This window comes from Paenirhodobacter sp. (genome assembly GCF_047600745.1).
Taxonomy (GTDB): Bacteria; Pseudomonadota; Alphaproteobacteria; order Rhodobacterales; family Rhodobacteraceae; genus Rhodobacter.
In genome coordinates, this window is record NZ_JASGKI010000002.1 from 291,318 (window position 1) to 317,494 (window position 26,177).

Below are 26,177 nucleotides of genomic sequence, written 5' to 3' on the forward strand. Positions count from 1 at the left end.
CTCCCCGAAACTGACCGCGCCTATTCCTCCGCGCGGTTCATGGCAAAGTCGCAAAGCCTTGTCGTAACGTCAAAGACCGGTTTTCGACTCCTGATAACATGATGTTAATCTGCGGAACCGGTGTCGGCTGTCGGCGAGGCCGCCGGTTTCCGGCAGGAAACGGATCCGCACATCGGCCGGATGGCGGGATCGGCGATGGAAGACCACGCCGTTTCCGCCCGCTGCCCGCCGCAGATCGGCGCCGGTCGTTTCGCAGGCACCGAAGGGCCGGACATCGCCGCCGGTCCCCGTCTTCGTCGAAATCATGCGCGATCCTCCCCCCTCGCCCGATGTGTGGGGCAACTTGTCACAGTGGATGTTAAAATGGAAGATGTTTTTACATTTGAATCATGTTCCATATAGTGGAAACGTCGGGCCGCGATACGCTGATCGGCGTTCCGCCCGTGATCCACCGCCCGATGCCGCCTCTGGTGCAGGCCCCGGCCGTCGCCTAGGCCCGGGGCATCCCCTTCGGCTGCATGGTCCGCTTTTGCGCGGCGATGCGGAACGGGGCGTTCGGCGCGCCATAACCGCCATAACCGCCGCGCCGCTGCACGATTTCCAGGAAGAAGCCGCCGGGCAGGGCGGTCGAATAGAATTGCAGGAACTGCCCGCCCGCATCCTCGTCATACATGATGTTATGCGCGCGCAGCCGGGCGGTGAACTCCGGGTCCAGACCGAAACGGGCTTCTACATCGTCATAGTAATTCGCCCCGATCCGCAGGAAGGGGAAGCCGCGCGCGGCCATTTCGGCGGCGGAGGCGAAGATGTCATCGCTGGCAAAGGCGATGTGCTGGACCGAGGCGCCGAAGGTCTCTTGCAGGAACTGCCCGGCCAGCGTGTGCCGCGCCTCGGCGCCGTTCAGGGTGATGCGCAGCCCGCCCGCCCGGATCGCCTGAGAGCGCACCAGCCCGTCAGGATCCACGACATCGACCATCGGCGCCTTTTCCGCCGTGAACAGCGAGGTATAGAACAGCGACCAGCTGAGCATTTCGTCATAGGCCATGGTCTGGCCCAGATGATCGACGCCGCTCAGCCCGGCGCCCTGCGGCGTGGGGGTGTCGATGGCGAAATCCACCTCCCAGATCCGGGCCAGATCGCTTTGCCGGTCCAGCAGGCGGATCACGTTGTTCCCGGCGCCGCAGATGCCGGGGATTTCCAGTTCCCGCGCGGTATGGGGCGCCACATGGGGCTCGGCACCAAGCGCCACCGCGCGCGCGAAGGCGGCGCGGGCATCCGGGACGGTCAGCGCGATTTCGGACACGCCCGTGCCATGGGTGAGCCAGGCGCTGTGCGCATAGCCCTGCGGTTCGGTATTGATCAGCAGGTTGACGCCACCCTGCCGCCACAGGGCCACGCGCTTGCTCTGATGCTGACCGGCCCGGGCGAAACCGGCCGCGGCGAGCAGCGTTTCCAGCGGCCCGGCATCCCTGGCCGCGGTGGCGAATTCGATGAACTCGACCCGCTCGACCGGGGCGGGGGCGGGGAACGCGGGCAGGTCCGGCGCACAGGCCGGTTCGGCCCGGCGCACGCGGTCCATCAGCCCGATCAGGCTGCGATGGCCGTCACGGGCCACCAGCCGCGGCAGGCCGGAGCGGAACTGGTCGTTGAAGATCTCAAGGCTCAGCGGCCCGGCATAGCCCGTGGCCATGACCGCGCGGGTGAAGCCCGTCACGTCCAGGTCGCCTTCGCCCGGCATGTTGCGGAAATGGCGCGACCAATACAGCAGGTCCATGTCGATCAGCGGCGCATCGGCCAGTTGCACGAAGAAGATGCGGTCGCCGGGGATGCGGCGGATGCTGTCGGGGTCCAGCCTGCGGCCCAGGGTGTGGAAGCTGTCGAGGATCAGGCCGATGTTCGGGTGATCGGCGCGGCGCACGATCTCCCACGCGTCGCGGTGGTCGTTGACGTGGCGGCCCCAGCACAGCGCCTCATAGCCGACGCGGATGCCGCGTTCGGCCGCGATCCCGCCCAGTTCGCGGAAATCGTCGGCGGCGCGGTCGATGCCGCCAAGCGCCTCGGGATGGGTCGAGGAGCAGAACAGCACCAGATCCGTGCCCAGTTCGGCCATCAGGTCGAACTTGCGTTGGGCGCGGGCAAAGGCGCGGCGGCGCAGCGGTTCGGGCAGGCCCTCGAAATCGCGGAACGGCTGGAACAGCGTGATCTCCAGCCCGTGGTCGCGCACCATGCGGCCCACCTCGCGCGGGGTGAAATCCGAGGCGAGGAAATCCTGCTCGAAGATCTCGATCCCGTCGAAACCGGCCCGCTGGATCGCGTCGAGCTTCTCGGTGAAACTGCCCGAAATCGACACGGTGGCAATCGAGGTTTTCATCCCGCTCCCTTTCGCTGATGTGGCAAGGATCGCAAGGAACGGGCGTAACGACAAATGCCGTTTTATCGTGCAGAATAACATCATGTTAAGTCGGAACTGCGCGGCGCGGTGACTTTTTCCGCGAAATTCGCCGCCTGCCCCGCTAGGATCGCCCCATGAAGGAACTGACTCTCCGCCAGGTCGAAGTGATCCGCGCCGTGATGATGGCCGGAACGATCCAGGGCGCGGCCAAGCTGCTGAACGTGTCCTCCCCCGGTATTTCCCGGCTGATCAGGCATACCGAGGACTCGCTGGGCATCCGGCTGTTCGAGCGCAAGGCGGGCCTGTTCGTGCCCTCGACCGAGGCGGCGGCGATCTTCGAGATGGTGCATCAGGTCCACCGCCAGATGGAGAACCTGAACATCGCCGTTGCCTCGCTGCGCAAGGGCGAGGATGTACGGCTGTGCTTCGCCTCGGCGCCGTCGATCGCGCAGTTCATCGCGGCGCGGGCGATCCGGGGCGTGCGCGCGCGCTTTCCCGACCTCTTCATCGACCTGAACATCCTGAAGATCGAGGAGACGGCGGATTACCTGCTGCTCGAACGCGGCGAATTCGTGCTGATGAGTTCGGCGATCGAGAATTCGGCGCTGTCGAGCGCGCCGCTGGCGCATGGCCGGCTGGTCGCCATCGTGCCCGAGGGGCATCCGCTGGCGGCGAAACCGGCGATCTCGGTGCATGAACTGGCGCGCGAGCCCTTCGTCGGCGTCGATCCCTCGGATCCCTACGGCGCGATCCTGGCGCAGCCCTTCCGCACCGCGGGGGTCGAGCCGCGCTATTCGATGCGCGGACGGTTCGCGCAGACCGTGGTCAGCCTGGTGCGCCACGGGCTGGGGGTGGCGATCATCGACGAATTCTCGGTGGCCGAGGTCTACATGCCCGGCGTGGTGCGCCGTCCGCTGGTCGAGGGCGCAGGCATCACCGCCTGGGTGGTGACGAAAAAGGATCGTCAACTCTCCAGTTTCGCTGAATATACCATCGGCCGCTTCCGACGCGAACTGACGGCCACCGTGGCGCGCGAGGGCTGGGATTCCCCGACGGTCTGACGGGGGGGGCAGGTCCGGAAGCCCTTCAGCAGGGTTTCGCTGTGCCGGGCGAGGATGCCGTCCACGCCCTCGACAGCCGCGATTTCCTCGATCCGGTCCGGCGCCGCGCGGGTCTCGATCTGCACCGGCAGGCACCGCGCGTCCTCCGCCCGTGCGGCATAATCCGCGATCCGGCCAAAGCCCGTCCCCCGCGTGAGCCCCGAGATGCCGCGCGGCGGATAGCGGGTCGCGGCGACGGCGGCCGAATTCACCATCGAGCGTGGGCCGTATCTGGGCGGAAGCGGGGCTCAAGCCGCACCTTACGCGCAGCTTCAAGGTTTCGAACGATCCGCTGTTCGAGGAGAAGGTGACCGAGATCGTCGGCCTTTACCTCGACCCGCCCGAGCGCGGGCGGTTGTTCTCTGTGTCGATGAAAAGTCGCAGATCCAGGCGCTCGACCGGACCCAGCCCGGCCTGCCGCTGAAGAAGGGCCGCGCGGCCACCATGACCCATGATCACGACCACCCTGTTCGCTGCGCTCGACGTGAAATCGGGCATGGTGATCGGCGACTGCATGCCCCGCCACCGGGCTAAGGAGTTTCTGAGCTTCCTGCGCCGGATCGACCGGGCGGTCCGCAAGCCGCGCGACATTCATTTCGTGCGCGACAACTACGCGACCCACAGACGCCCGAGGTCATGGCCTGGCTGGAAATTCCGCGTTTCAGGCTGCACTTCACGCTCACCAGCGCCTCGGCCGAAGATATCCTCAGGCGAGAGCGCAGGGTCATCGACGCGCTCGATGATATCTGCGGAAATCGGCAGCAAGCGTCAGACTCGGAACACCAAGAATATGCGGCTAATGGGTCAATGTCGCCGCGGGACAAAATAAGGGTTCCTAAAGGACACTGCGGTGGGATGAAGATGGCACGGAAGCAAGCTCTCTCGAACGACAGGATATACGCGCCCTTCAAGAACAGGTGCTGGAGGTCTATTGGTTCGGTGGATCCGCATGACTGGCAGAAGCACGGGGCTATCCATTCCAAAGTCATGTTGCCCGATGGCGTGTCCGGGCATCTTGGCGAACCACCATTTTGCTGAGCCCCTTGGCTTGACCGGCGTTCCCAGCTCCCACGGCACCCAATGGTTGGTCGTCTTGTTCAGGGGCGCGGGAATGGGGCTTGGTCGGTAACCTGAAATCGCAAGGTTTCTGGCCAAAGCATCGAAACCCTGCGGGGCGAAGCCAACAAAACCCCAGATCCATCACCTATAATCAATCAACGGAGAGGTGTGCAGGCCAGACTTATGAGCAAATCGTGGTGAGCGCTGCGGTTTTTGTCGGAGACGGTTTCGAGATTTGGCCCACCGTGTATGCGGATGGCGACCTTCTGGAGCCTGCCGAATATGAAGAAGCGCTCAGGGTCACGCCGTGGGGTGATGTAATTTCTGATCTTTCGGCTGGTCACGCGGCGGGCACTGCCGATGGTCGGGGCCACGAGGCAAACCGTAACCAGCGGCAGCGCGCTTATGTATCGTCCCGACCTCCGGGTCTACGCCGGTTGTGTCACGGTGGGCCTGCGCGCTTGCGTCGAACGAACCGCAATGCAGGCGATGTTTCACGGGCCCCCCAGTACGACCATCAGCGACACGGCCAGCAGCAGGGCGACGGCCACGGCGGCGAAGGGGGCCATGGCGCGATAGGCATCCCGCTCGCGGCGCGGCGTACCGGCGAGGCCGCAGACGATCGCCATGCGCACCGGCGAGACCATGTTGAGCGACAGCGCGGCGGCATGTTGCAGCGCGATGACCGCGCCGAGGTTCAGGCTGGCCTTGGTCGCGAGGCTGGCCTGCGACCCCATGAACAGCCCGTTGGCCGCGTTGCCGCTGTTGGCCAGCGCGCCGAAGACGGCCGAGATCAGCGGCGTGAGCAGGATCGACCAGCGGCCAAGCGCCTCGAACAGCCCGCTGGCCAGGCTCCCGGCGATGCCCGAGCCGGAGAGAAGCTCGGCCATCATCGAGAACGTCAGGATGGTCAGAACGGCAAGGCGGCCGGTCCTCCAGGCCGCGCGGATCTCGGTGGGAAAGGCGGCGGCATGGCCGCGCAGCCAGCCGGTCAGGACCGCCGCGACCACCAGCCAGGTGCCGGCGTGGAACAGGGGCGGCCATGCCGGGGTGCCCCTGAAGGGGGCGATGCGGCCGGTCTGTTCCAGGAAGTCCTTCAGCCCCGGCAGCAGGCGGGTCAGGACCAGCCAGCCGATCAACAGGGCAAAGGGCGCCATGCGGCCAAGGGCGCGGCGGATCTGGGCGCGATCCGGGCGTTCGTCCGCCAGGTAGCGCAGCACGATGAGCGGGCCATAGGCGGCCAGCATCGCCACCTCGGGGCCGAGCAGCGCCGTCGCCAGGATCACCGTCGTCAGGCCGAGGGCCAGCCACCCGGCCTCGCCGGCCCTCCCGCGCCAGCCCGCGGCGATGCCGGCGCGATCGGCCATGCGCCAGTAGAGCGGCAGCCAGAGCAGGTTCAGCGCGGCGAAGAACAGGCGGTCAGCGTGGTGGGATCGGTGCGGGCGAAGGCGGCGGTGACGATGGCGCCGCTGCCCATGCCGCCCCACAGGATCATGGTCTGGCTCAGCAGGCTGAAGGCCAGCAGCGGCACGGGCGGCACATCCAGGCGGCGCATCAGCATCATGGTGCCGATGATGCCGACCCCGAAGCCGGTGACCGATTCCGCGAAGGGGCCGATCAGGAAGCAGGCGGTGAACAGCAGGCGGCGGCGGGCGCGGGGGTCGGGCCGCGTGGTCTCGACCGGCATGGCGGCATCGCCGGGGCGGATCGCCATCTGCCAGAACAGCAGCCCGCCCAGAATATAAGGGGTGATGATCCAGCCGATCCAGGCGCCCCGGGCCAGCGCATGGGCGGCCTCGGACAGGGGGAACCGGTGGTCAGGGCGACCAGCAGCGCCAGGACCAGCCCGATCAGCGCGGCGGCCAGCGTCCCGGCCCGGCCGCTGGCGAGCGCGCCGATCACCGCCAGCGCAGGCAGGGCCCAGACAAGGTAGAGCAATGTCCGTCCTCAGGCGTTCGGGCGCGAATGGTCCAGCCCCGCCAGCCATTCGCGGAAAGCTGCCGCCCCGGCCTCGCGCAGGGCTGGCCCGTGTTCGCGCGCCGCCTTGCGGATTTCGCGCGGGTCGATGCCGGCGGCGGCCAGTTCGGCGGCATGGCCGATCAGCCAGGCTTCGAGGTCGTGGCTGGTATCGGCTTCGGGATGGAACTGAAGCGCCAGCAGATTGGCCCCGACCGAGAAGGCCTAGTTGGCCACCGCCGTCGTCGCCAGCAGCTCCGCGCCCTCGGGCAGCGCGAAGGCGTCGCCGTGCCAGTGCAGGACGGGCAGGCCGACAAGGTGGCGCAGCGGGCCGCGCTGCCCGGCATCGGTCAGGTCGATGGGCGCGAAGCCGATTTCCTTGATCCCGGTCGGGGCCACCCTCGCGCCAAGCGCTGCCGCGATCAGTTGTGCGCCAAGGCAGATGCCCTGCATCGGCAGGCCCGCCGCAAGCCGCCGCGAGATCAGCGCCAGTTCCGTTTCCAGAAACGGATAGGTGTCCGCCTCGTAGACCCCGACCGGGCCGCCGAGGACAACCAGCAGGTCCGGCGCCAGCGGGTCGAGGGCGGCGATATCCCCGGCTGCGACATCGGCATAGCGCAGGGAATAGCCGGTATCCTCCAGCACTTCCTCGAACGTGCCGAGGGTCTCGAAAGGGACGTGGCGGATGGCGAGGGCGGTTCTTGTCACAGGAGAATGTCCTTGGGCAGGTGGGCGAGGGTTTCGGCAAGCTGGCGTCGGATCGCCTCGGGCAAGGGCAGGATCGGGCGCGGCGGTTCAGCGCGGCAGATGCCAAGCATATCCGCAAGGGTATGGACCACGCGCAGGCTGGAATGCTGGCGGAACATGTCCCACAGGGGCGCCAGCGTGGCGTCGAGGCGCCGGGCCTCGTCGGCATCGCCGCGCGCGGCGGCGCGGGTGATTTCCAGGCAGGCCCGGGGCATCAGGCCCGCCAGCACGCTGTGCCAGGCATCGGCCCCGGCAATCATCGCCTCGGTGGCGTTCCAGTCGCCGCTGAAGCCGATGGAGAAGCCGGGCGGGGCGAAGCCGCGCTGTTCTTCAAGGGTGCGCCGGGTTTCTGCCGCGTCGGTGGTGGGGTTCTTCACGCCCAGGATGCCAGGCACCCGCGACAGCCGGTGCAGCAGGTCCGGGGTGAAACGGAAATGCGTGGTGCCGGGGTTGTCGTAGAGGATGATCGGCAGGCCGCCTTCCCGCGCCACAGTGGAAAAATGCCCGAACACCTCGTCTTCGGTCAGCGGCGTATAGGACACCGCTGCCAGCAGACCGGCTGTTACGCCGATGGCCTTCGCGTCCTGCGCGAGCCGGATCGCCTCGTCGGTGCGCAGCGCGCCCACACCGGCGAGGACGGGCAGGCCATCGGCCTCGGACAGCGCGGCCTCCAAGGCGCGGCGGCGTTCTTCGCGCGTCAGATACATATAGCTGCCGGTGCTGCCAAGCAGGCCGATGCCATCGACCCGCGCCGCGACCAGCCGCGCGATCAGCATCCGCAGGGCGGTGGCATCGACCCGACCGGTGCGGTCCATGGGCGTGATCGGATAGGCGGTCAAGCCGCGCGGCGGAATCATGATGTTACCCCTGAAATGAGAAGCCCGGTACCGTTCTGGATCACACCGCTGCGCCGGGCCAGTAATGGCCGTCTGGCGTCGGGCGCTTGCCGAAGATGGCCTGTCCGACGCGGACCACGGTGGCGCCTTCCTCGATGGCGGCCTCGAAATCGCCGGTCATGCCCATCGACAGGCCGGTCAGGCCGGGATGGACCGTCACTGCCCGGTCGCGCAGGTTGCGTAACAGGGTGAAGCAGGGCCGCACCCGCGCCATGTCGGAACTGAACAGCGCCAGCGTCATCAGCCCCCGCGGCCGCAGGCGCGGGAACTGCCCGAGCCCGTCCACGAAGGGCAGCAGCGCATCCGGGTGCAGGCCGAACTTGCTCGCCTCGCCCGTGGTGTTGACCTGGATGTAGACGTCGAGGAAGCGGTCCTCGCGCTCCAGCCGCCGGTTCAGCGCATCGGCCAGCCGCAGGCTGTCCAGCGCGTGGAATTCGCGCGCAAAGCGGGTCAGGTATTTGACTTTGTTGGTTTGCAGATGCCCGACGATGCACCAGTCGATCTCCAGCTCGGCTAAGGCCTCGCGCTTGGTGGCGGCTTCCTGGATCTTGTTCTCGCCGAAGGTGCGGATGCCGGCTTCATGGGCCAGGCGCAGCACATGCGCGGGCACCGTCTTGGTGATCGGCAGCAGCCGCACCTCGTCCCGCGCGCGTCCTGCGCGGGCGCAGGCGGCGGCGATGCGCGCTTCGACGAGGGCCAGATTGTCGCGGAACCTGGCCAGCGGATCGGGGCCGAAACGTTGGACATCCTCGTCCGAGAGTCCGGGGCGGGTGGCTGGCGATGGCTGGTCCGGGGGCCCGGCATTTCCGTTCATGGCGCGGTGGATCCTTGTGAATATCCTATTCTGTTACCCTTGAACTGGCTTGCCGATAACGGCCAGTTTTGGAAGAATTAGATGCTCCAGTTGGAGCAGGGACATGGCGCAGGATCGACCGATGGGCGCAAGGCAGATCTGCGAGGTGCTGCGGGACCAGATCCTCGGCGGCGTCTTCGGGGCGGATGGCCGCCTGCCCTCGTCCCGCACGCTGGCGCAGGAACTGGGCGTTTCGCGCACGACCGTTACGGTGGCCTATGAGCAATTGCTGGCCGAGGGCTATATCGAGGTCCGGCAGGGTGCGCGGCCGCGTGTCACCGTGGCAGGGCGGGCCGAGCGCGCGATCAAGGTGGCGCCCGTCGGTGCGCGCCCGCTCTCGGCCTATGGGGAACGTATCCGCGCGTTTTCGGCCCCGACCCGGAGCGACCACAAGCTGATCGCCGATTTCCGATATGGCGATCTCGCGCCCTCGGATTTTCCCTCGGTGCTGTGGAAGCGCGCCGTGAATGCGGCTCTGGCGCATCGGGGCGACCGGCTGGCCTATGACGATCCGCGCGGCTCGTACCGGTTGCGCGCGGCGTTGCAGGGTTACCTGTGGCGCGCGCGGAGGCTGCGCTGCGCGTTGGACCAGATCATCATCGTCAACGGCTCGCAGCAGGGGCTGGACCTCTGCGCCCGGCTCTTGCTGGATCCGGGCGACCGCTTCGCGATCGAAAATCCCTGTTACGCCATGGCACGCGGGGTCTTTGCCAGCACCGGCGCCATGTCCCTGCCGCTGCCCGTCGACCGCGACGGGTTGGTCGCCGAGGCGCTGGCGCATGTCCGGGCGCGGCTGGCCTATGTCACGCCCTCGCACCAGTTCCCGCTGGGGGGAGTGCTGCCCGTCTCGCGCCGGCATCAGTTGCTGGCCTGGGCGCGAGGGCAGGGCGCCTGGGTGGTCGAGGACGATTACGACAGCGAATACCGCTATGACATCACGCCGGTGCCGCCGCTCTACGGGCTCGATGACAGCGGCCGGGTGATCTATCTCGGTACGATTTCCAAGACGCTCTCGCCCAGCCTGCGGATCGGCTATCTTGTCGTGCCGCCCGATCTTCGGCAGGTGTTTGCCACGGCCAAGCACCTGGCCGACCGGCACGCGCCCCTTACCGAACAGGAGGCGCTGGCCGCGCTGATCGAAAGCGGCGCCTATGAGCGCCATGTCCGCCGCGCCCGCCGCCTGAACGGCGAGCGGCGCATGACCCTGCTGAACGCGCTGCGCGGCTGCTTTGGCGACGGCGCCGCCATCGAGGGGGCGGACGCGGGCCTGCACCTCGTCCTGTGGCTGGACCTGCCCCCATCATGCGAGGCCCCGCTGGTTGCCGAGGCAGGGCGGGCGGGTGTCGGCATTTACCCGATCTCCCCGCTGTACGATCCGCAGGCGGGCACCCTGCCGGATCGGGTCGGGCTGGTCATGGGTTACGCCGCGCTCGACGCCCGGCGGATCGAGCGCGGGGTTCAACTGCTGGCGGAAGCTGTCAGCAGGGTGAGGCCGGCGATTTCAACGAAGCCGCGTCCCGGGTTCCCGGGCACCGCGCCTGCCCTCGCCCCGGCAACACGGTGGAACTGACCTTGCAACCGATGGCAGATGGAGGTTTCCATGGAACATCGCGATTTCGGCAGAACCGGCCTGAAGATCATGCCACTGGTTTTCGGCTGGACCATCGACGAGGCGCGGAGCTTCGCCGTGCTGGATGCCTTCGACACGGCGGATTACACAGCCCCGCGCGGATGATCTCGCTGGTACAGGCGGCGGTGCACCATGTGAAGGCGACGAGGACCGAGGCGAAGGAGGCGAGCGTCAGGCCGATCTCGACGATCAGCAGCGAGGGCCGGCGCAGCCATGCCGTCCCGCCCTGCGAGGAGCAGCCCCAGCGGAAGAGACAGCCAGAAGCTGCGGCAAGGACTGGCGCGAGAAATCGAGGATCTCCATCATCGCGCCACCTTCCAGCGCAGATGCAGGTCGACCTGACGGCTGATCATCGCGATCGGGATGCTGAGCGCGATGTAAGCAGCCCGGCAAAGACGAAGCTCTCCAGCCCGCGGAACGTCGCCTGTGAGACATTCGACGCCCTGAAGGCGATTTCGGGCATGCCGATCGCCGAGGCGATGGCCGTGTCCCTGATGAGCCCGATCGCATCGGTCACGATCGACGGCAGCGTGATCCGCAGCAGTTGCGGCATCCCACATCCGCCATGCCGAGCGCTTGCGAGGCTTCACCGCGCTGAGGAAGCGCCGGGCGCGCCCGGTCCGGGGGTGGCGCATGACCTCGGTGCTCGGGCTCTGTTCGTGGATCCTGCCCTCGGCCATGATCAACACGCGATCCGAGACGCTTTCGGCGAAATACCTTTCATGGGTGGCGACGATCATCGTCATGCCGCCCGCCGCGAGCCCCTGCATCACGTTCGGCACTTCGATCCCGGTTCCGGATCAAGCGCCGAGGTCGGCTCGTCGAACAGCATCACCTCGGGAGGCGTGACGCCTCCCGAGGTGCAGTCCTGCCTTCGAAAGGCTGACGCCTCGCTTTCCGTGCCAGAGATCAGGCAGTCCCGAGCAGAACGACGGTCGCAAAGCGGGGATCTGCGCGACGACGACTGTGCGAAACTCTACGCTTGGATGTTGGCGGGAATGGGGCCAACGCCTGCGCGAAAGCTGCCGGGGCGCGGGTCTCCGCGCCCCTCGGGGATCAGGGTATTCCGATGCGGATCGGGGCCGACGGGCAGCCCCCGTTCAGCGGCAAAGCTCCGCGCGGATTTTGTCCAATGCCGCGGTGCGGGCATGGCGCGCGGCCAGGGCCTCGTCCATGGAAACCTGGACGAAACGCACCTTGGTATTGGGCTGCAACTGTCCGATCAGGTCCATATCCGCCGAAATCACGGCGCCGAGCGTGAAATAGCCGCCACCCGAGACCGCATCGCGATGCAGCACGATCGGCTCCTGCCCGCCCGGCACCTGGATCGACCCGTAGGAATAGCACCCGTCGACGATGTTCGACGGGTCCGACCCCGCGCCGAACGGCTGCGCGCGTGCGACGAATTCCATCGGGTGGCCGCCACGGAAGCGATAGCCCATCCTGTCGGCCTCGGGTGCGACGGTCCAGTCGTCGGCGAAGAACCGGTCCTGCGCGGCGGGCGTCAGGCGGTGCCAGTAGAGGCCGGGCAGCACCCGCAGCGGCACCGGCGCCTCCATCCGGGGGATCAGGCCCCGGTCGAGGCTGCGTTCGAGCGTGCCGCCCTGCGCCACCGGCACCACGTCGCCCGCCGCGAGCGCCCGCCCGTCCAGTCCGCCGAGCCCGCCGATCGGATAGGTCGAGCGGCTGCCGAGCGCGGGGGGCGTGTCGATCCCGCCCGCGAAAGCGATGCAGATCCGCGCCCCGGCCTTGAGGAAGCCGAAACTCAGCACCTGCCCGGCACGGACCATGAAGGCGCTCCAGCCTTCGCGCGGGGCACCATCCACCAGGATCGGCATCTCCGCCCCGGTCACGGCGACGAGCGTGTCGGTGGTGAAGCGCAGTTCGGGCCCCATGAACACCGCTTCCAGACCGGCGGCGCCTTCGTCATTGCCCACCAGCATATTGGCCACCCGCAGCGCGAAACGGTCCATCGCGCCGCCCTCGGGGATGCCCAGGTGGAAATAGCCCGGCCGCCCGAGGTCCTGGATCGTCGTCGACAGGCCGGGCTTGAGAACGTCAAACGCCATTGAGCGCCTCCATGATCTTGGCATTGGTGCCCGCGATGTCCGCGTTCCAGGCATCGAGGTCGAAGGTCACCGGGGCGATCCGGGGCACATAGGTTCCGGCGGCGATGTCGGCGGCGATGCGGTCGTGTTCGGCGCGGTCGACGGGTTTCCATTTCACGATGTCGCCCGGACGGAAGAACACCATGAACTCCCTGAGGTAACTGATCGTCTGCGTCGGGTCGTAGATCGGCATCGGGGTGATCCCGAACATCTGGTAGCCGCCCGCGCCGCGCACCGAATAGATGCAGCCGAAGCAGCCGCCATGCCCCACCGTCAGCTTCGGCGTATCGGTGCGCGGGCGCAGGTATTTCGGCACCTGGATCTGCCTGTCGCGCGCGACGAGCTGATACAGGAACGGCAGGCCGGAAACGAACCCCACCATCGACACGAACCACGGCTGCGCGTGATAGGCCTCGATGAAGGTCGCCACGTCGTCATAGCCGTTGATCCGGGCGGCATAGTCGAGATCGCTGCCCGAAGGATCCTGATGCCGCTCGCGGAACCGCATCAGCGTCTCCTGCGTCCAGGGATCCTGGAAATAGACCGGGATCTCGATGATCCGGGTGTCGAGCCGCCTTTCGCCCGACAGCGCGGCCTGTTCCAGCGCCTGCACGCGGGCCATGATGTCGTCGGGCGCGATCACGTCCGGGTCGAACCGGACCTCGAACGAGGCATTGGCCGGGCAGATTTCGGTGACACCGGGGATATCGGCCGCGGCCACCGCATTGCGCAGCGACAGCGCGACGAAGAACGCTTCGAGCGACATCTCCTCGTCGATCTCGACATAGACATGTTCGTCGCCGCCAAAGGAATACCGTGTCTTCATCGCTTTCTCCTATGCGGCGGGGGGCAGGTTCCCGGCGGCGAGCCAGGGTTCCAGCCATTGCGTATGGAAGGCGCCGTCGCGCACCCCGGGATCGGCCGCGAGCGCCAGATGCAGCGGGACCGTGGTCTTCAGCCCGCCGATCTCGATCTCCGTCAGCGCCTGGGCCATCCGCGCAATCGCCTCCGCACGCGTCGGCGCATGGACGATCAGCTTGCCCAGCAGGGAGTCGTAGAACGGCGGGATCTGGTAGCCCTCATAGAGGAAATGGTCGAACCGCGCGCCCTCGGGCAGCGTCAGGGCGGAGACCGTGCCGGGAGAGGGCAGGAAGTGCAGGAACGGATCTTCGGCGTTCAGCCGCACCTCGATCGCATGGCCCTGACAGGGGATCTGCTCCTGCGTCAGCGGCAGCTTCTCGCCCCCGGCGATGCGCAGCATCAGCACGATAAGGTCGAGCCCGGTGATCATTTCCGTCACCGGGTGTTCGACCTGAATGCGGGTGTTCATCTCGATGAAATAGAAACGGTCCGCCGCCGGGTCATACAGATATTCGATCGTGCCCGCGCCGCGATAGCCGACCGCCCGGGCAAGCGCGACCGCGCTGTCGCACAGGGCGCGACGGGTGGCCTCGGGCAGGCCGAAGGCGGGCGCCTCCTCCCAGACCTTCTGGCGGCGGCGTTGCAGCGAACATTCCCGTTCATGGCAATGCACCGCATCCGTGCCGTCGCCAAGGATCTGCACCTCGATATGGCGCGGGTTGACGATGACCTTTTCCAGATACAGCCCGCCGTCGCCAAAGGCCGCCTGCGCCTCGGCCCGGGCCTGCGGCGCGAGACGCGCAAGCTCGTCGGGCGTCTGCGCGATGCGGATGCCGCGCCCGCCGCCCCCCGCCGCTGCCTTGATCATCACCGGATAGCCGATGGCCGCGGCCACGGCCGGGGCCTGTTCCGCCTCGATCCGGCCCTCCGATCCGGGTACCACCGGCACGCCCGCCGCCGCTGCCGCGATCCGCGCGGCAACCTTGTCGCCCATGCGCGCGATGGTCTCGGGCGCGGGGCCGACGAAGGTCATCCCCGCCGCCTCGACCGCGCGGGCGAAGTCGGCATTCTCGGCAAGGAAGCCATAGCCCGGATGCACCGCATCACATCCCGCATCGCGGGCCGCCCCCACGACCGCCGCGATGTCGAGATAGGATTTCGCCGCCGGTGCCGGGCCGATGCACACCGCCTGATCGGCGAGCAATACGGCCAGCATGTCCTTGTCGGCCTCGGAATGGGCCTGCACCGTCGTGATGCCCATGTCGCGCGCGGCGCGGATGATCCGCACCGCGATTTCGCCCCGGTTGGCGATGAAGAGCTTGCGGATGGCCATCGCGCTCACTCCAGCGTCGCGAGGACCGCCCCCGCCATGACCGGATCGGCATCGCCCGTGACATAGGCCACGAAGGTGCCTGCAACCTCTGCCTTGATCTCGATGAAGGTTTTCATCACCTCGACCAGGCCGATGGTGTCGCCGATGGCGACGGCCGTGCCCGCCGCCATGAAGGGCGCGGCGTCGGGGGCGGGCCTGTGGTAGAAGGTGCCGGGAAGGGGGGAAAGGATCTCGTTCATGGGTCTCTCCTGTCGGGTCAGCTTTGTTGGGCGAGGACCACCGCCGCGGGGGCGATGGTGATGCCGTTGTCTTGCAGGGTGGCCTTGATCGCACGGCCGATGGCCAGCGCGCCGGGCGTATCGGAATGGAAGCAGATCGAACTCGAAGGCGATGGGGATGTCCTTGCCCGTCACCGTCTCGACCACGCCTTCGCGGCAGGCGCGCAGGCATTTCCGCGCGAGCGTCGCCGGATCGGGCGCCGCCACCCGGCGGGTGAAGACGATCGAACCGCTGTCGTCATAGTCGCGGTCGGCGTAGAATTCGCGCACCACCGGCTGGCCGAGGCGGCGGGCGACCTCGCAGGTGACCGAGATGTCCATGCAGAACAGGATCAGGTCGGGGGCGGTGGTGCGCAGGGTCTCGACCAGATGGCGCGACAGGTCTTCGTTCGCCGCAGCCTCCATGTAAAGCGCGCCATGCGGTTTGACATGTTGCAGCGCAAGGCCATGGCGCCGCCCGAATTCGCGCAGCGCGCCGATCTGATACAGGATGTCGTTGACCAGTTCATCGGCGGGCGCACGGATCGGGCGGCGCCCGAACCCCACCAGATCGCGGAACCCCGGATGCGCGCCGAGGGCCACCGAATGCTGCCGGCACAGCCCCGCCACCCGGTTCATCAGCGAGGGATCGCCGGCATGGAAGCCGGTGGCGACATTGGCCGAGGTGATCAGTTCGATCAGATCCTCATCCGGCGCTTCGCCGAGGGTCCAGTGGCCGAAGCCCTCGCCCATGTCACAGTTCAGATCGACACTTTTCCGCATGGCTCTCTCTCAGTCTTGCCCCGGTTCAGGGTTCCGCAGATTCTCGGCCAAGTAAAATTCAGAATTCAGTCCTTGCCATTTCCGAATTTCAGATAATGATGAGCCGGTCGGACGGATGAAAACCCTGCGAAATCGCGACATCCCGGAAAATCGCGGCGGCTTGCGAATTCCGATTTTCGGCTGCTGAGATAGACAGTATCGGATTTTCCAAAGATGAACTTCCGCCAGTTGAAATATTTCGTCGCCACCGCCGAGACCGGGCAGGTCAGCCGCGCGGCGAATGCGTTGTCGATTTCGCAAAGCGCGATCACCACGGCGATCCGCGAGCTGGAAAGCGAGCTTGCCACCGGCCTTTTCACCCGCACCGCCCATGGCATGGAAATGACCCAGGCGGGGCGCGAGCTTCTGGCGCTGAGCTATGAAATCCTGACCAAGATCGACGAGGCGGTGAATATCCGCGAGCGCGCCTCCGGCACCTCCGGGCGGATCATCATGGCCACGACCTATACCGTCATCGGCTATTTCCTGCCCTATCACCTGGATCGGCTGGCCCGGCTGCATCCGAATCTGGAGATCCAGATCCACGAGTTGAACCGCGAGAGCGTCGAGGAGGGGCTGCTGGCGAACCGTTTCGACATCGCCCTCGTGCTGACCTCGAACATCTCGAATCCCGGGATCGAGACCGAAACCCTGCTGCGCTCGCCCCGGCGGCTGTGGCTGCCGCAGGGGCATCGTCTGGCCGATCGGGCGCGTGTCCGTTTCGACGAAATCGCCGCCGAGGACTATATCATGCTGACGGTGGACGAGGCCGCGAACACGACGATGAAATACTGGAATTCCAACGCCATGCAGCCCAATGTCCGGCTGCGAACCTCGTCGATCGAGGCGGTGCGGTCGATGGTGGCGAACGGCCGGGGGGTGACGGTGCTGTCCGACATGGTGTATCGGCCCTGGTCGCTGGAGGGCAAGCGCATCGTGACGGTGGAAACCGATCCGGGGGTGCCGTCGATGGATATTGGCCTGGCCTGGCGGCGCGGTGCGGACATTACTCCGGCGACGCTGGTTCTGCACGCGTATTTCCGGCAGGCGTTCCATACCCCGCAGATCTAGGCGAAGGCGGCGGCGATGGCCTCCGGCCCCGCCCCCGCACCGAGCAGCGCCGACAGCAGCAGCCGCGCCTTGACCGCAGACAAATCACCCGAGAACACCGCCCCCGCCGCCGCCAGCGTCGTGCCGCCCGAATCCTTGCCGTAGACCGGCGCCGTCCGCCCCTCGGGGCAGCGCGAGGCGATGACGACCGGCCCCCCCCGCGCCGTCAGCCGCGCCACCGCCGCCGCCCAGCCCTGCGGCAGGTTGCCCCGCCCGAAAGCCGCGATCACGACGCCGGGGGTGCCGTTCGCCGCGCAATATTCCAGATAGCCCGGCGCCGCACCGAGGCCCGCGGCAATCAGTTCCACCTCCGCCAGCCGGGGCGCCGCGACATGCAGGCGGGGCCGGGGTTGGCGGTACAAATGCACCGCGCCCCGATCGACCTCGCCGATCTTGCCAAGGCCGGCGGAGCGGAACGTATCGGTGCGCGCGGTATGCGTCTTGGAAACCTCGCGCGCGGGGTGAATATCGCCCTCGAAGACGATCGCCGCGCCCCGCATGTCCGGGCAGGCCGCAACGCGCAGCGCATCGGCGATGTTGCGCGGCCCGTCGGTATCGGGCACCCCGGCATGACGCTGTGCACCGGTGAAGACCACGGGCTTGTCGGAAGCGACGAGAATATCGGCCAGGAACGCACTTTCCTCCATCGTGTCGGTGCCATGGGTGACCACGACCCCCGCAACCGCCGGATCGGCCAGTGCCGCGGCGATCCGGCCGCACAGCGCATGGACGGTGGACAGATCCAGCGCATAGCTGCCCACGGCCCGGAAATCCTCGACATCGACGGTGATGCCGCCCAGCGGTTCGTGCAGGCTGGCGATCAGCCGGTCCCCGGCAAGGCCGGCATTCACCGGGCCGCCCGCGTGATCCTCCTGCGAGGCGATGGTGCCGCCAGTGGCGATCAGTCGGACATGGGGCATGGCGTTTCCTTCGGATTGGGCTGATAGGGTCCGCGCCGTTCGGTCCGGGTCTCGGCCAGCCGGACCAGTTCGTGCCAGCGGCGCACCAGGTAGTTGTGCTCGTCCATCGTGCTGTTCCACACCGCGACGCGGGCGGCCCGCGCCCGGTAGGAGCCGCCCGAACGCACCTCCCCCTCGCGGATTGCAAAGTCGCCCGTGGGGCCGGGAAGGGGGCGTTGCGCGGGCAGCCCCTCGTACCAGTAATTCCATTCCGCCGGATCGAGATAGGCCCGCACCCGCCCCGGCACCGACATGTAATAGCCCTGCCGCGCCATCACCGCCCCGGCCCAGCCCGACAGGAACCAGTTGAGCCAGGCATAGGCCATGTCGCGCCGTCCGCCCGTCAGATGGTTCGCAAGGCACAAACCGCCGTGCCAGCCGCGATAGCCTTCGACCGGCACCGCCTGCCGCACCCGGAGCCTGCGCGACTTCAGCGCCACGACGGAGGGCGACCACAGCGAGGAAATCGCCAGTTCGCCCGCCGCGAGACGATCCGTCGCCTCGGTTGCGGTGCGCCAGAACCGCGCGAGATGCCCCGACTGCACCAGCTCGCGCCCGCGCGCCATCAACTGGTCGATCTCCCCGATCGTCAGGTTGCCGAGGTCGCGGCAGGCGAACAGCCCGACCGCGCGCAGGGCCATCGCCAGGTCGAAGACCCCGATCGCCGGTTCGTCCACCAGCGCGACCCGGCCCTTCCAGCGCGGTTGCAGGATCTCCGCCCAGGAGGTCACCTCACGGTCCACATCGACCCGCACCAGTTCGAGGTTCAATGCGAAACTGTCGAAGTTGTGGACGGTGGGCAGCATCGAGATCGCCGTGCTTTCGGCATCGGACAGGGTTCCGTCCGACTGGACATAAAGGCGCGTGATCGGGTGGTCGCCGACCCCGAGCCTGCGGCCGTCGAAGCCGCCCCGGCGGGTCAGGTCGGACACCTCGTCCCAGGCTTCGATCCGGGTGGTGTCGATCGGCTGCACCGCCCCCCAGTTCCAGACGATATCCAGATTGTGGAAACACTGGTCGTAGATGTCGTAGCCGTCCGGCCGGGTGGCGGCGATCCGCTGGGCGGTGACGAAATCATGCTCGTGGAACTCCAGCGCGAAGCCGAGGTCGGCCTCCGCCCGCGCCTTCAGCCGCTTCCAGGGCAGGATCTCGGTACACAGGATGCGCAGCGGGCCCGTCATGCCACGGGCTCCGGCAGGCGCAGGAAGGCCGCGAACGAGCGCCGGACCAGCGTCGGATCCAGCCCCTCCAGGATGAACACCAGCCGCGAGACCCGCGGCCCCTCCGGCCAATGTGTCATATGCACCGGCGCATGGATCAGATGCTGCACGCCATGTATCGCCACGGGCCGCTCTTCCCCCTCGACATCGAGGATCCCCTTCACCCGGAAGATCCTGTCGCCATAGCGATGCAGAAGCAAGCCGAGCCAGATCCCGAAGGCCGTCCAGTCGAGCGGGCGGTCGAACACCATCGAAAAGGTCTGCACGCCGAAGTCGTGGTCGTGGTGGTGCTGCCCGTCGCAGGCATCGGGCGGCAGCGGCAGGAACCCGGGGGCCAGCCCGCCGATCAGCCGCGCGACCGGTTCCGCACCGTCGCAGACCTCGGCCGAGGGGTTGATCCGCCCGAGCCTGCGGCGCAGGTTGAAGACCGCGCCCGATGCGGCCAGATCGGTTTTCGTCAGCACGATCCGGTCGGCGGCGGCGATCTGGCGCAGCGCCTCGGCCCGGTGATCGAGCTGCCCCGCCGCATTCACCGCATCCACCGTCGTCAGCACCCCGCCCGAGGCGAAATGGCTGCGCAGGACCGGATGTGCGCGCAGGGTCTGCAACACCGGCCAGGGATCGGCGAGGCCCGTCGTCTCCATCACCACCCGGTCGAAATCGACCCGGCCCGTCACGCGCAGGCTTTCGAGGTTGAGCAGCGCCTCGGCGATCTCTCCGCGCACGGTACAGCAGATGCAGCCCGATTTCATCAGCATCACGGTCTCGTCGATCCGGTCGAGCAGGTGATGATCCAGCCCGACCTCGCCGTATTCGTTGATCAGCACCGCCGCCCGCGCCATCGACGGATCGGTCAGCAGCCGTTGCAGCAGCGTGGTCTTGCCCGAGCCGAGAAAGCCCGTCAGCAGGATGACCGGGGTCATGGCCGCTCCATCCAGGCGATCAGGTCGGGGTCGAGCGGGTCGAAGCCGCGCGGCGCGAGCGCCTCCGCTTCGGGCCACAGATGCGAGAGCGCGTCGAAGACGGTGCTGGCTCCGGTCGGCCCGGCGAGCACATAGGAGCGGCCCTGCCAGTCCGACAGCTTCAGCCGCCGGAAGGACAGCACCCGGTTCGCCGCCGCCAGCCGCCGCGCGGCCTCGGCCCGGCGGGAGGGGCCGTCGGTATTGCGCGAGAACACGCCGGGACGGGCCACGGGATTGGACCAGTGGTCGTCACAGCCCAGAATGCCACAGAGCGAACACATGATGCCTCCGCGAAAAAGGATGCGGCCGAAGCCGCATCAGAGGGGATGTCAGCGCGGGAACCGCCGCGCGTAGTCGTCGGCCATCTCGTCCATCGTGACGAAGCGCACGCCTTCATGGCCCTTCATGTGGTTGAACAACCGCTCCAGCATCAGCAGCACCTGCGGCCGCCCCGACACGTCCGGGTGGATGGTGATCGGGAAGACGGCATAGTCCATGTTCGCATGAACCCAGTCGAACTGGTCGCGCCAGATCTCCTCGATGTCGCGCGGGTTCACGAAACCATGCGAATTCGGCGATTTCTTGATGAACATCATCGGCGGCAGATCGTCGAGATACCAGCTTGCGGGGATCTCGATCAGGTCGGTTTCCTGCCCGCGCACGAGCGGCTTCATCCAGTCCTCGGGGCGGGCCGAATAGTCGATCTTCGTCCAGCTGTCGCCGACGCGCACGCGGTAGGGGGTGAAGTCGTTGTGCATCAGCGAATGGTCATACTTGATCCCCTTCTTCAGCAACAATTCATTGCTGACATTGGAGAACTCCCACCACGGCGCGACATAGCCGGTGGGCCGCCTGCCCGCCAGTTCGGTGATCAGGCCGATACATTTGTCGAGCACGGCCTCTTCCTGCTCGGGGGTCATCGCGATCGGGTTTTCGTGGCTGTAGCCGTGGATGCCGATCTCATGGCCCCGCTTCGCGACTTCCTTCATCTGCTCGGGGAAGGTCTCGACCGAATGGCCGGGGATGAACCAGGTGGTCTTGATCCCCATCTTGTCGAACAGATCGAGCAGCCGGATCGAGCCGACCTCGCCCGCGAACAGCCCGCGCGAGATGTCGTCGGGGCTGTCCTCGCCGCCATACGAGCCGAGCCAGCCCGCGACCGCATCCACGTCGACGCCGAAGCCGACCAGAATTTCCTTTGCCATGTCAGTCTCCTTTATAATGGGTCACGCCGCGATCAGCGTGACCGAGCGGGGATCGACCCCGAGGGTGATGGTGTCGCCGGGGCGGGTGCTGCGCGCCTCGGGGGTTTCCGAATGGGTTTCGACCTTGACCTCGCGCCCGTCCGACAGGCGCACGCGGAAATGGCCCGCGGCCCCCACGAGTTGCCGGAAGGTCACCGTGCCCGGCAGGCGGATTTCGTCCGGCGCACCGGAGGGCGCGAGGCGGAAGGCCTCCGCCGGGATCACCGCGACCGAGGCGCCCTCGCCCCCCACGCCCGCGATCGGGCCATAGGCGGTGTCGATCAGGCCAGCGGCCCGGGCGCGGCCCTCGATCACCGTGTTGTTGCCGATGAAGTCGGCCACGAACGGGGTTTGCGGGCGCAGGTACAGGTCTTTCGGCGCCGAAATCTGTTCCACGAGACCGTTCGACATCACCACCACGCGATCCGACAGGCCGAGCGCCTCGGATTGCGCATGGGTGACGAAGACGAAGGTGATGCCCAGTTCGCGCTGGAGCAGCTTGAGTTCGTTCTGGATGATCCGGCGCAGGTTGGCGTCGAGCGCGCCGAGAGGCTCATCGAGCAGCAGGATGTCGGGTTCCACCACCAGCCCGCGTGCAAGCGCGATCCGCTGCCTTTGGCCGCCCGACAGCCGGTCCGCCTTGCGGTCGGCGAAATCGGTCAGGCCGAACATGTCGAGGATGCGCTCGACCTTGCGGTCGCGCTCGGCCTTCGGCAGGCCCTTCACGTCCAGCCCGAAGCCGATGTTCTGGCGCACCGTCATATGCGGGAACAGCGCGTAGTTCTGGAAGATCATCGAGGTCGGCCGCTTTTCGGGCGGGGTGTGGGAAACGTTCTGCCCCTTGATCAGGATCTCTCCCTCGGTGATGTCCTCGAAGCCCGCGATCATCCGCAAGGTGGTGGATTTGCCGCAGCCCGAAGGGCCGAGAAAGGCGACGAACTCGCCCTGTCCCACCTTCAGGTTGAAATCCGACACCGCCTTGGTGCCGTCCGCATAGGTCTTGCCGACCTGGATCAGTTCGAGATCATGGAGCATGGCCGTCCTCAAGGGTCCGTGCGCGCCCCCCGGCCGCCGGGGAGCGCAGGGGATCAGGCGTTCAGGAACTCGTCCCAGCGTTGGATCAGGTGGTCATATTCCTCCGGCCACTGGTGCCAGTAGGCGACATTCGCCGAACGTTCGGCGAGCGAGCCGCCATCGCGCAGATCGCCCTCGCTGATGCCGCGGTCGGGGGCGCCGACCCAGGGCTTGCCCTCGTACCAGAAGGCGTATCTGTTCGGATCCATGGCCTTTTCGATGGTCTTCGAGGGCGAATAATACCCCTGTTCCGTCACCGTCACGCCGGGCGGGCCGGAGAGCCAGTAGTTGGCATAGGCCAGCACCGCATCGCGGTTCGGCGTGCCCCGCAGCATCGACGGCCCGATCGTCCAGCCCCGATAGCCTTCGCGGGGCGTCGCGTATTTCGCGGGCTTGCCCTGCGCCTTGACCGCCAACACCGCAGGCTGCCAGGCATCGCAGACCACCATCTCGCCCGAGGCGAGCAGGTTCACCAACTCGCCGAAATCTCCCCAGAGCGCGCGGAACTGGCCTTCCTTCTTCTTCGAGATCAGGAATTTCGCCGCCTCGTCGATTTCGGCGCCGGTCGGGTTGCCGGGGTTCTTCGCCTCCAGCAGGCCCAGCGAGTTCATCGCCAGGATCGCCTGTCCGATCGCGATCAGCGGATCGACGTTCAGCCCCGACTTGCCCTTCCACTTGCTGTCGAAGATCGCGGTCCAGCTGTTGGCCTCTTCGGCCGAAAGCACCTCCGGGTTGTAGCCGATCGAGTCGAAATTATAGACCGCCGGAACCATGTACAGTTCCGTCTGCGCTTCGTCCGCCCAGATCTGGCCGGAGATCTGCGCCTTCGCGTCCCATTTCGGATCGGTCCTGGTGAAGGTGTCGCGGATGTCCGCCCAGTTCGACAGCGCGCTGACCGGGATCGTCTCGACGTTGTTGGTGGCGATGATCGCGGGAAGGCGCTCCGCGATGATTTCCCAGCAGTCGTAATCCGACGAGCCGGAGAGGATTTTCGTCTGTGCGTCGGGATAGGTCGAGGGCGTTCCCGAAACCGCCCTGACGCCGCTTGCGGCCTTGAAGGCATCGAGGATGCGGTCCTGCACGGTGGTCGACAGGCCGGTGGTGCGCAGCTCCTGCGACGACAGTGCGGAGGCATGGGCCATGCGCGACCACGGATGCAGCCCCGAGCCCAATGCCGCCGCACCGATCGCGGCCGAGCCTTGCAGGAAGCGGCGACGGGAGGTCTTTCCTTGATGTGTCATGTCGGTTGATCCCTGTTGTCTTTGGTTTTTCAGTAGCGGCCCACCAGAAGGCCGCCATCGACGGTGACGATCTGCCCGGTGAGGTAGGAGGCATCGTCCGAAGCGAGGAAGCCGATGACCTTCGCGATCTCCTCCGGCTCGCCAAGGCGGCCCATCGGGATATAGGGGGAGGCGATTTCCGCGGCCCGCGCGCCCAGCGAATGCCCTTCGTTCAGCAGTTGGGCCGTGCGGATATAGCCCGGCGCCACGCCGTTCACCCGGATGCCGCGGCGGGCGAATTCCACCGCCAGCCCGCGCACGAGGCCGATCACCCCGGCCTTCGCGGTCGAGTAATGCACATGCTCGTCCCAGCCATAGGCGATGCCCATGATCGAACTGAGACAGACCACCGAGGCGCCCGGCTGCATCGCCGCGATCGCCGGGCGGATCACCCGCAGCATGCCCGTCAGGTCGATGTCGAGGGTCTCGTCCCATTTCTCGTCGGTCATCTCGGCCATCGGGCAGCGCAGCGCGATTCCGGCATTTGCGACGACGACATCCACCCGGCCATGATCGGCCAGCACCCCGGCCACCACGGCCTCGGCCCGGGCGGTGTCCCGCACGTTCAGGGCCCTGAATTCCGCGCTGCCGCCCGCGGCGGCGATGTCGGCCACGGTGGCGCGGCCCTCATCCTCCAGCACGTCGGTGACGACGACATGATCCCCCTTTGCGGCGAAAAGCATGCAGCAGGCCCGGCCGATTCCGATTCCGCCGCCCGTGACCAGCACGACCCGTTTCGTATTCATAGCATCACATCTCCTGAATTGGGGCCGAGGGTCTGGCCCACGAACAGCGCGGCATCGGGCGAGACGAGGAACGACACCGCACCCGCGACCTCCTCCGGCTCGCCGAAGCGGCCAAGCGGCAGGCCCGCGCGCTTCTCGCGCTTCCACTCCTCGGAAAGCGCGCGCACGAGGGGCGTATTGATCGGCCCCGGCGCGACGGCATTGACACGCACGCCCCGCGCGGAGACCTCGCGCGCCAGCGATTTGGTCAGGCCGATGATGGCGGCCTTCGCGCCCGAATAATGGGCCAGTTCGACCCCGCCGATCTGGCCGAGCTGCGAGGCGACGTTGACGACATGGCCCGCACCCCTCTCCAGCATCGCGGGCAGGCAGGCCCGCGTCATCAGGAAGGTGCCCCGGACATGGACGGCGAAAATCCGGTCGAAATCGGCGGGCGCGATGTCGAGGAACAGCGCCTGATGGCCGAAGCCTGCGTTGTTGACGAGGATCCCGGGTGCGCCCATCTCGGCTCGCACCCGATCCATCATCGCCGCGACGGAAGCCTCGTCCGACACATCGGCCGCATAGGCACGGGCCTGGCCGCCCGCCGCATTGATCCGGGCGGCGGTGTTCTGCGCGGCTTCCAGATGCAGGTCGTTGACGGCGACACGGTGCCCGTCCCGCGCCAGCCTGAGGGCGATGGCTTCGCCGATGCCGGACCCCGCGCCGGTGACAAGAGCGGTCATGCTCATTCCTCCTGACCCTTGAAGCGGCCGGCGCGGGCGGTGAAACGCTTCATCAGCAGCCCGTAGATCACCAGCAGCGTGAACGAGAACAATGTGGTCAGAACCCCGAAGGCGAAGATGTTCGGATAGATCTCGACCGCGAAGGTGCCGTAGATCGCCAGCGGCAGCGTCAGCTCGCGCCCCGCGGTGAACAGCGTCCGGGCGAATTCGTCATAGCTGAGCGTGAACGAGAACAGCATGGCCGACAGGACGCCCGGAAAGATGATCGGGAAGGTCACCCGCCGGAAGGTCTGCGCGGGCGTCACGCCGAGCGACATCGACGCTTCCTCGATCGACCGGTCGAAGCGGTTGAAGATCGCCAGCATCACCAGGAAGGCGAAGGGATAGGTGTAGACCACATGCAGCACGAAGGCGGTGCCCCACCAGGCGCGGTCCATGCCGATGGTGTTCGACAGCAGCGCCATGCCAAGGCCGACCAGAACGCCGGGCACCATCATCCCCATGATGATCAGGTAGAACACCGGGCCCGACCCCTTGAACCGGGTGCGGAAGGCCTCGGCGCTCATCACGCCCAGGATGGTGGAGACGACCGTGGTCATGAAGGCCAGCGCCAGAGACCGGATCAGCGGCTCGCCCACCGGCAGGCGCGACACGCGGGAGGTTTCGGCCAGCCCGAGCAGATGCCGATACCAGTAGACCGACCAGTCCCGGATCGGAAGCTGCGGCCCGCCATCGGCCGACTGGAACGACAGCACCGCCAGGACAATCATCGGCCCGTAGAGGAACAGCAGGAACAGCCCGGTATAGACGGCGAGGACGGGGCGGAGGGCACGCGCTTCCATC

At 67.2% G+C, this 26,177-nt stretch carries 26 protein-coding genes and 1 pseudogene; 5 read left to right on the plus strand and 22 right to left on the minus strand.

Annotated elements, in window-relative coordinates; all coding sequences use genetic code 11:
* Positions 1-490: 490 nt before the first annotated feature.
* A complete protein-coding gene (locus QM789_RS05825) occupies positions 491-2,371 on the minus strand; it encodes a bifunctional sugar phosphate isomerase/epimerase/4-hydroxyphenylpyruvate dioxygenase family protein (RefSeq protein WP_420351019.1) in 1,881 nt (626 codons plus the stop codon).
* 155 nt (positions 2,372-2,526) lie between these two features.
* On the opposite strand from QM789_RS05825, the gene QM789_RS05830 reads away from it, so the two are divergent.
* The gene (locus QM789_RS05830; RefSeq protein ID WP_420351020.1) at positions 2,527-3,453 is read left to right on the plus strand and encodes a LysR family transcriptional regulator; all 927 of its coding nucleotides are present in this window, start codon (positions 2,527-2,529) and stop codon (positions 3,451-3,453) included.
* Here QM789_RS05830 and QM789_RS05835 read toward each other — a convergent pair.
* Positions 3,357-3,707 carry an aldolase/citrate lyase family protein gene (locus QM789_RS05835; protein WP_420351021.1) on the minus strand — a complete coding sequence of 117 codons (351 nt, stop codon included), beginning with the start codon at positions 3,705-3,707 and terminating at the stop codon, positions 3,357-3,359. The genes QM789_RS05830 and QM789_RS05835 overlap by 97 nt on opposite strands.
* Between QM789_RS05835 and QM789_RS05840 the strand changes: the two are divergent.
* A pseudogene (locus tag QM789_RS05840) lies at positions 3,707-4,185 on the plus strand (IS630 family transposase); the annotation flags it as partial. The gene QM789_RS05835 and the pseudogene QM789_RS05840 overlap by 1 nt on opposite strands.
* A gap of 860 nt (positions 4,186-5,045) precedes the next feature.
* Here QM789_RS05840 and QM789_RS05845 read toward each other — a convergent pair.
* The 5 genes from QM789_RS05845 to QM789_RS05865 form a co-directional block, all read right to left on the minus strand.
* The gene (locus QM789_RS05845; protein WP_420351022.1) at positions 5,046-5,918 is read right to left on the minus strand and encodes an L-lactate permease; all 873 of its coding nucleotides are present in this window, start codon (positions 5,916-5,918) and stop codon (positions 5,046-5,048) included.
* Positions 5,919-5,947: 29 nt separating this feature from the next.
* Entirely contained in the window at positions 5,948-6,265 is a 318-nt protein-coding gene (locus QM789_RS05850) for a hypothetical protein (protein WP_420351023.1), read from the minus strand.
* 467 nt (positions 6,266-6,732) lie between these two features.
* On the minus strand, positions 6,733-7,215 hold the full coding sequence (locus tag QM789_RS05855) for a glutamine amidotransferase-related protein (protein WP_420351024.1): 483 nt from the start codon (positions 7,213-7,215) through the stop codon (positions 6,733-6,735).
* Positions 7,212-8,111, minus strand: a complete 900-nt coding sequence (locus QM789_RS05860) for a dihydrodipicolinate synthase family protein (protein WP_420351025.1) — start codon at positions 8,109-8,111, stop codon at positions 7,212-7,214. The genes QM789_RS05855 and QM789_RS05860 overlap by 4 nt, the downstream gene beginning before the upstream one ends.
* 40 nt (positions 8,112-8,151) lie before the next feature.
* Positions 8,152-8,964, minus strand: coding sequence for a YggS family pyridoxal phosphate-dependent enzyme (locus QM789_RS05865; RefSeq protein ID WP_420351026.1), 813 nt, complete (start codon positions 8,962-8,964; stop codon positions 8,152-8,154).
* A 103-nt stretch (positions 8,965-9,067) separates the two neighbouring features.
* Between QM789_RS05865 and QM789_RS05870 the strand changes: the two genes are divergently transcribed.
* Positions 9,068-10,573, plus strand: coding sequence for a PLP-dependent aminotransferase family protein (locus QM789_RS05870; RefSeq protein WP_420351027.1), 1,506 nt, complete (start codon positions 9,068-9,070; stop codon positions 10,571-10,573).
* A 30-nt stretch (positions 10,574-10,603) separates the two neighbouring features.
* Positions 10,604-10,738 (plus strand): hypothetical protein, encoded by a 135-nt coding sequence (locus QM789_RS05875; protein ID WP_420351028.1) that lies wholly within the window; start codon positions 10,604-10,606, stop codon positions 10,736-10,738.
* Positions 10,739-10,935: 197 nt separating this feature from the next.
* Here the strand turns inward: QM789_RS05875 and QM789_RS05880 are convergent, their stop codons facing one another.
* The 5 genes from QM789_RS05880 to QM789_RS05900 all read right to left on the minus strand — a co-directional run bounded on the left by QM789_RS05880 (position 10,936) and on the right by QM789_RS05900 (position 15,975).
* Complete coding sequence (locus QM789_RS05880; protein ID WP_420351029.1) at positions 10,936-11,379, minus strand: hypothetical protein; 444 nt, start codon at positions 11,377-11,379, stop codon at positions 10,936-10,938.
* A 354-nt stretch (positions 11,380-11,733) separates the two neighbouring features.
* A complete protein-coding gene (locus QM789_RS05885) occupies positions 11,734-12,702 on the minus strand; it encodes a biotin-dependent carboxyltransferase family protein (RefSeq protein ID WP_420351030.1) in 969 nt (322 codons plus the stop codon).
* Positions 12,692-13,567 carry a 5-oxoprolinase subunit B family protein gene (locus QM789_RS05890; RefSeq protein ID WP_420351031.1) on the minus strand — a complete coding sequence of 292 codons (876 nt, stop codon included), beginning with the start codon at positions 13,565-13,567 and terminating at the stop codon, positions 12,692-12,694. The genes QM789_RS05885 and QM789_RS05890 overlap by 11 nt, the downstream gene beginning before the upstream one ends.
* Positions 13,568-13,576: 9 nt before the next feature.
* Complete coding sequence (locus QM789_RS05895) at positions 13,577-14,935, minus strand: acetyl-CoA carboxylase biotin carboxylase subunit (protein ID WP_420351032.1); 1,359 nt, start codon at positions 14,933-14,935, stop codon at positions 13,577-13,579.
* A 5-nt stretch (positions 14,936-14,940) separates the two neighbouring features.
* Positions 14,941-15,975: an acetyl-CoA carboxylase gene (locus tag QM789_RS05900; protein WP_420351033.1), complete on the minus strand. Its 1,035-nt coding sequence runs from the start codon at positions 15,973-15,975 to the stop codon at positions 14,941-14,943.
* 213 nt (positions 15,976-16,188) lie between these two features.
* Here QM789_RS05900 and QM789_RS05905 point away from each other — a divergent pair, with 213 nt between their 5' ends.
* Positions 16,189-17,085, plus strand: a complete 897-nt coding sequence (locus tag QM789_RS05905) for a LysR family transcriptional regulator (RefSeq protein WP_420351034.1) — start codon at positions 16,189-16,191, stop codon at positions 17,083-17,085.
* Here QM789_RS05905 and QM789_RS05910 read toward each other — a convergent pair.
* The 10 genes from QM789_RS05910 to QM789_RS05955 are packed head-to-tail and all read right to left on the minus strand — an operon-like array spanning position 17,082 to position 26,176.
* The gene (locus QM789_RS05910; protein ID WP_420351035.1) at positions 17,082-18,044 is read right to left on the minus strand and encodes an asparaginase; all 963 of its coding nucleotides are present in this window, start codon (positions 18,042-18,044) and stop codon (positions 17,082-17,084) included. The two genes, QM789_RS05905 and QM789_RS05910, sit on opposite strands and share 4 nt — an antisense overlap.
* Positions 18,026-19,264: an ABC transporter substrate-binding protein gene (locus QM789_RS05915; protein WP_420351036.1), complete on the minus strand. Its 1,239-nt coding sequence runs from the start codon at positions 19,262-19,264 to the stop codon at positions 18,026-18,028. The genes QM789_RS05910 and QM789_RS05915 overlap by 19 nt, the downstream gene beginning before the upstream one ends.
* Positions 19,261-20,226, minus strand: a complete 966-nt coding sequence (locus tag QM789_RS05920; protein WP_420351037.1) for a CobW family GTP-binding protein — start codon at positions 20,224-20,226, stop codon at positions 19,261-19,263. Before QM789_RS05920 ends, QM789_RS05915 begins: the two co-directional genes overlap by 4 nt.
* Positions 20,223-20,546 carry a hypothetical protein gene (locus QM789_RS05925; RefSeq protein WP_420351038.1) on the minus strand — a complete coding sequence of 108 codons (324 nt, stop codon included), beginning with the start codon at positions 20,544-20,546 and terminating at the stop codon, positions 20,223-20,225. The genes QM789_RS05920 and QM789_RS05925 overlap by 4 nt, the downstream gene beginning before the upstream one ends.
* Positions 20,547-20,594: 48 nt before the next feature.
* Positions 20,595-21,470 (minus strand): polysaccharide deacetylase family protein, encoded by an 876-nt coding sequence (locus QM789_RS05930; protein WP_420351039.1) that lies wholly within the window; start codon positions 21,468-21,470, stop codon positions 20,595-20,597.
* Positions 21,471-21,491: 21 nt separating this feature from the next.
* Positions 21,492-22,544, minus strand: a complete 1,053-nt coding sequence (locus QM789_RS05935; protein ID WP_420351040.1) for an ABC transporter ATP-binding protein — start codon at positions 22,542-22,544, stop codon at positions 21,492-21,494.
* 53 nt (positions 22,545-22,597) lie between these two features.
* The gene (locus QM789_RS05940) at positions 22,598-23,824 is read right to left on the minus strand and encodes an ABC transporter substrate-binding protein (protein ID WP_420351041.1); all 1,227 of its coding nucleotides are present in this window, start codon (positions 23,822-23,824) and stop codon (positions 22,598-22,600) included.
* 29 nt (positions 23,825-23,853) lie between these two features.
* Positions 23,854-24,609 carry an SDR family NAD(P)-dependent oxidoreductase gene (locus tag QM789_RS05945; RefSeq protein WP_420351042.1) on the minus strand — a complete coding sequence of 252 codons (756 nt, stop codon included), beginning with the start codon at positions 24,607-24,609 and terminating at the stop codon, positions 23,854-23,856.
* Positions 24,606-25,334, minus strand: a complete 729-nt coding sequence (locus tag QM789_RS05950; RefSeq protein ID WP_420351043.1) for an SDR family NAD(P)-dependent oxidoreductase — start codon at positions 25,332-25,334, stop codon at positions 24,606-24,608. Before QM789_RS05950 ends, QM789_RS05945 begins: the two co-directional genes overlap by 4 nt.
* Positions 25,335-25,336: 2 nt before the next feature.
* Positions 25,337-26,176 (minus strand): ABC transporter permease, encoded by an 840-nt coding sequence (locus QM789_RS05955; RefSeq protein WP_420351044.1) that lies wholly within the window; start codon positions 26,174-26,176, stop codon positions 25,337-25,339.
* Position 26,177 lies beyond the last annotated feature (1 nt).

Coding starts and splice junctions, on each gene's coding strand:
- QM789_RS05825 (WP_420351019.1), bottom strand. CDS start 2,371: ATGAAAACCTCGATTGCCACCGTGTCGATTTCGGGCAGTTTCACCGAG.
- QM789_RS05830 (WP_420351020.1), top strand. CDS start 2,527: ATGAAGGAACTGACTCTCCGCCAGGTCGAAGTGATCCGCGCCGTGATG.
- QM789_RS05835 (WP_420351021.1), bottom strand. CDS start 3,707: ATGGTGAATTCGGCCGCCGTCGCCGCGACCCGCTATCCGCCGCGCGGC.
- QM789_RS05845 (WP_420351022.1), bottom strand. CDS start 5,918: ATGGCCGATCGCGCCGGCATCGCCGCGGGCTGGCGCGGGAGGGCCGGC.
- QM789_RS05850 (WP_420351023.1), bottom strand. CDS start 6,265: ATGGCGATCCGCCCCGGCGATGCCGCCATGCCGGTCGAGACCACGCGG.
- QM789_RS05860 (WP_420351025.1), bottom strand. CDS start 8,111: ATGATTCCGCCGCGCGGCTTGACCGCCTATCCGATCACGCCCATGGAC.
- QM789_RS05865 (WP_420351026.1), bottom strand. CDS start 8,964: ATGAACGGAAATGCCGGGCCCCCGGACCAGCCATCGCCAGCCACCCGC.
- QM789_RS05870 (WP_420351027.1), top strand. CDS start 9,068: ATGGCGCAGGATCGACCGATGGGCGCAAGGCAGATCTGCGAGGTGCTG.
- QM789_RS05875 (WP_420351028.1), top strand. CDS start 10,604: ATGGAACATCGCGATTTCGGCAGAACCGGCCTGAAGATCATGCCACTG.
- QM789_RS05880 (WP_420351029.1), bottom strand. CDS start 11,379: ATGACGATGATCGTCGCCACCCATGAAAGGTATTTCGCCGAAAGCGTC.
- QM789_RS05885 (WP_420351030.1), bottom strand. CDS start 12,702: ATGGCGTTTGACGTTCTCAAGCCCGGCCTGTCGACGACGATCCAGGAC.
- QM789_RS05890 (WP_420351031.1), bottom strand. CDS start 13,567: ATGAAGACACGGTATTCCTTTGGCGGCGACGAACATGTCTATGTCGAG.
- QM789_RS05895 (WP_420351032.1), bottom strand. CDS start 14,935: ATGGCCATCCGCAAGCTCTTCATCGCCAACCGGGGCGAAATCGCGGTG.
- QM789_RS05900 (WP_420351033.1), bottom strand. CDS start 15,975: ATGCGGAAAAGTGTCGATCTGAACTGTGACATGGGCGAGGGCTTCGGC.
- QM789_RS05905 (WP_420351034.1), top strand. CDS start 16,189: ATGAACTTCCGCCAGTTGAAATATTTCGTCGCCACCGCCGAGACCGGG.
- QM789_RS05910 (WP_420351035.1), bottom strand. CDS start 18,044: ATGCCCCATGTCCGACTGATCGCCACTGGCGGCACCATCGCCTCGCAG.
- QM789_RS05915 (WP_420351036.1), bottom strand. CDS start 19,264: ATGACGGGCCCGCTGCGCATCCTGTGTACCGAGATCCTGCCCTGGAAG.
- QM789_RS05920 (WP_420351037.1), bottom strand. CDS start 20,226: ATGACCCCGGTCATCCTGCTGACGGGCTTTCTCGGCTCGGGCAAGACC.
- QM789_RS05925 (WP_420351038.1), bottom strand. CDS start 20,546: ATGTGTTCGCTCTGTGGCATTCTGGGCTGTGACGACCACTGGTCCAAT.
- QM789_RS05930 (WP_420351039.1), bottom strand. CDS start 21,470: ATGGCAAAGGAAATTCTGGTCGGCTTCGGCGTCGACGTGGATGCGGTC.
- QM789_RS05935 (WP_420351040.1), bottom strand. CDS start 22,544: ATGCTCCATGATCTCGAACTGATCCAGGTCGGCAAGACCTATGCGGAC.
- QM789_RS05940 (WP_420351041.1), bottom strand. CDS start 23,824: ATGACACATCAAGGAAAGACCTCCCGTCGCCGCTTCCTGCAAGGCTCG.
- QM789_RS05945 (WP_420351042.1), bottom strand. CDS start 24,609: ATGAATACGAAACGGGTCGTGCTGGTCACGGGCGGCGGAATCGGAATC.
- QM789_RS05950 (WP_420351043.1), bottom strand. CDS start 25,334: ATGACCGCTCTTGTCACCGGCGCGGGGTCCGGCATCGGCGAAGCCATC.
- QM789_RS05955 (WP_420351044.1), bottom strand. CDS start 26,176: ATGGAAGCGCGTGCCCTCCGCCCCGTCCTCGCCGTCTATACCGGGCTG.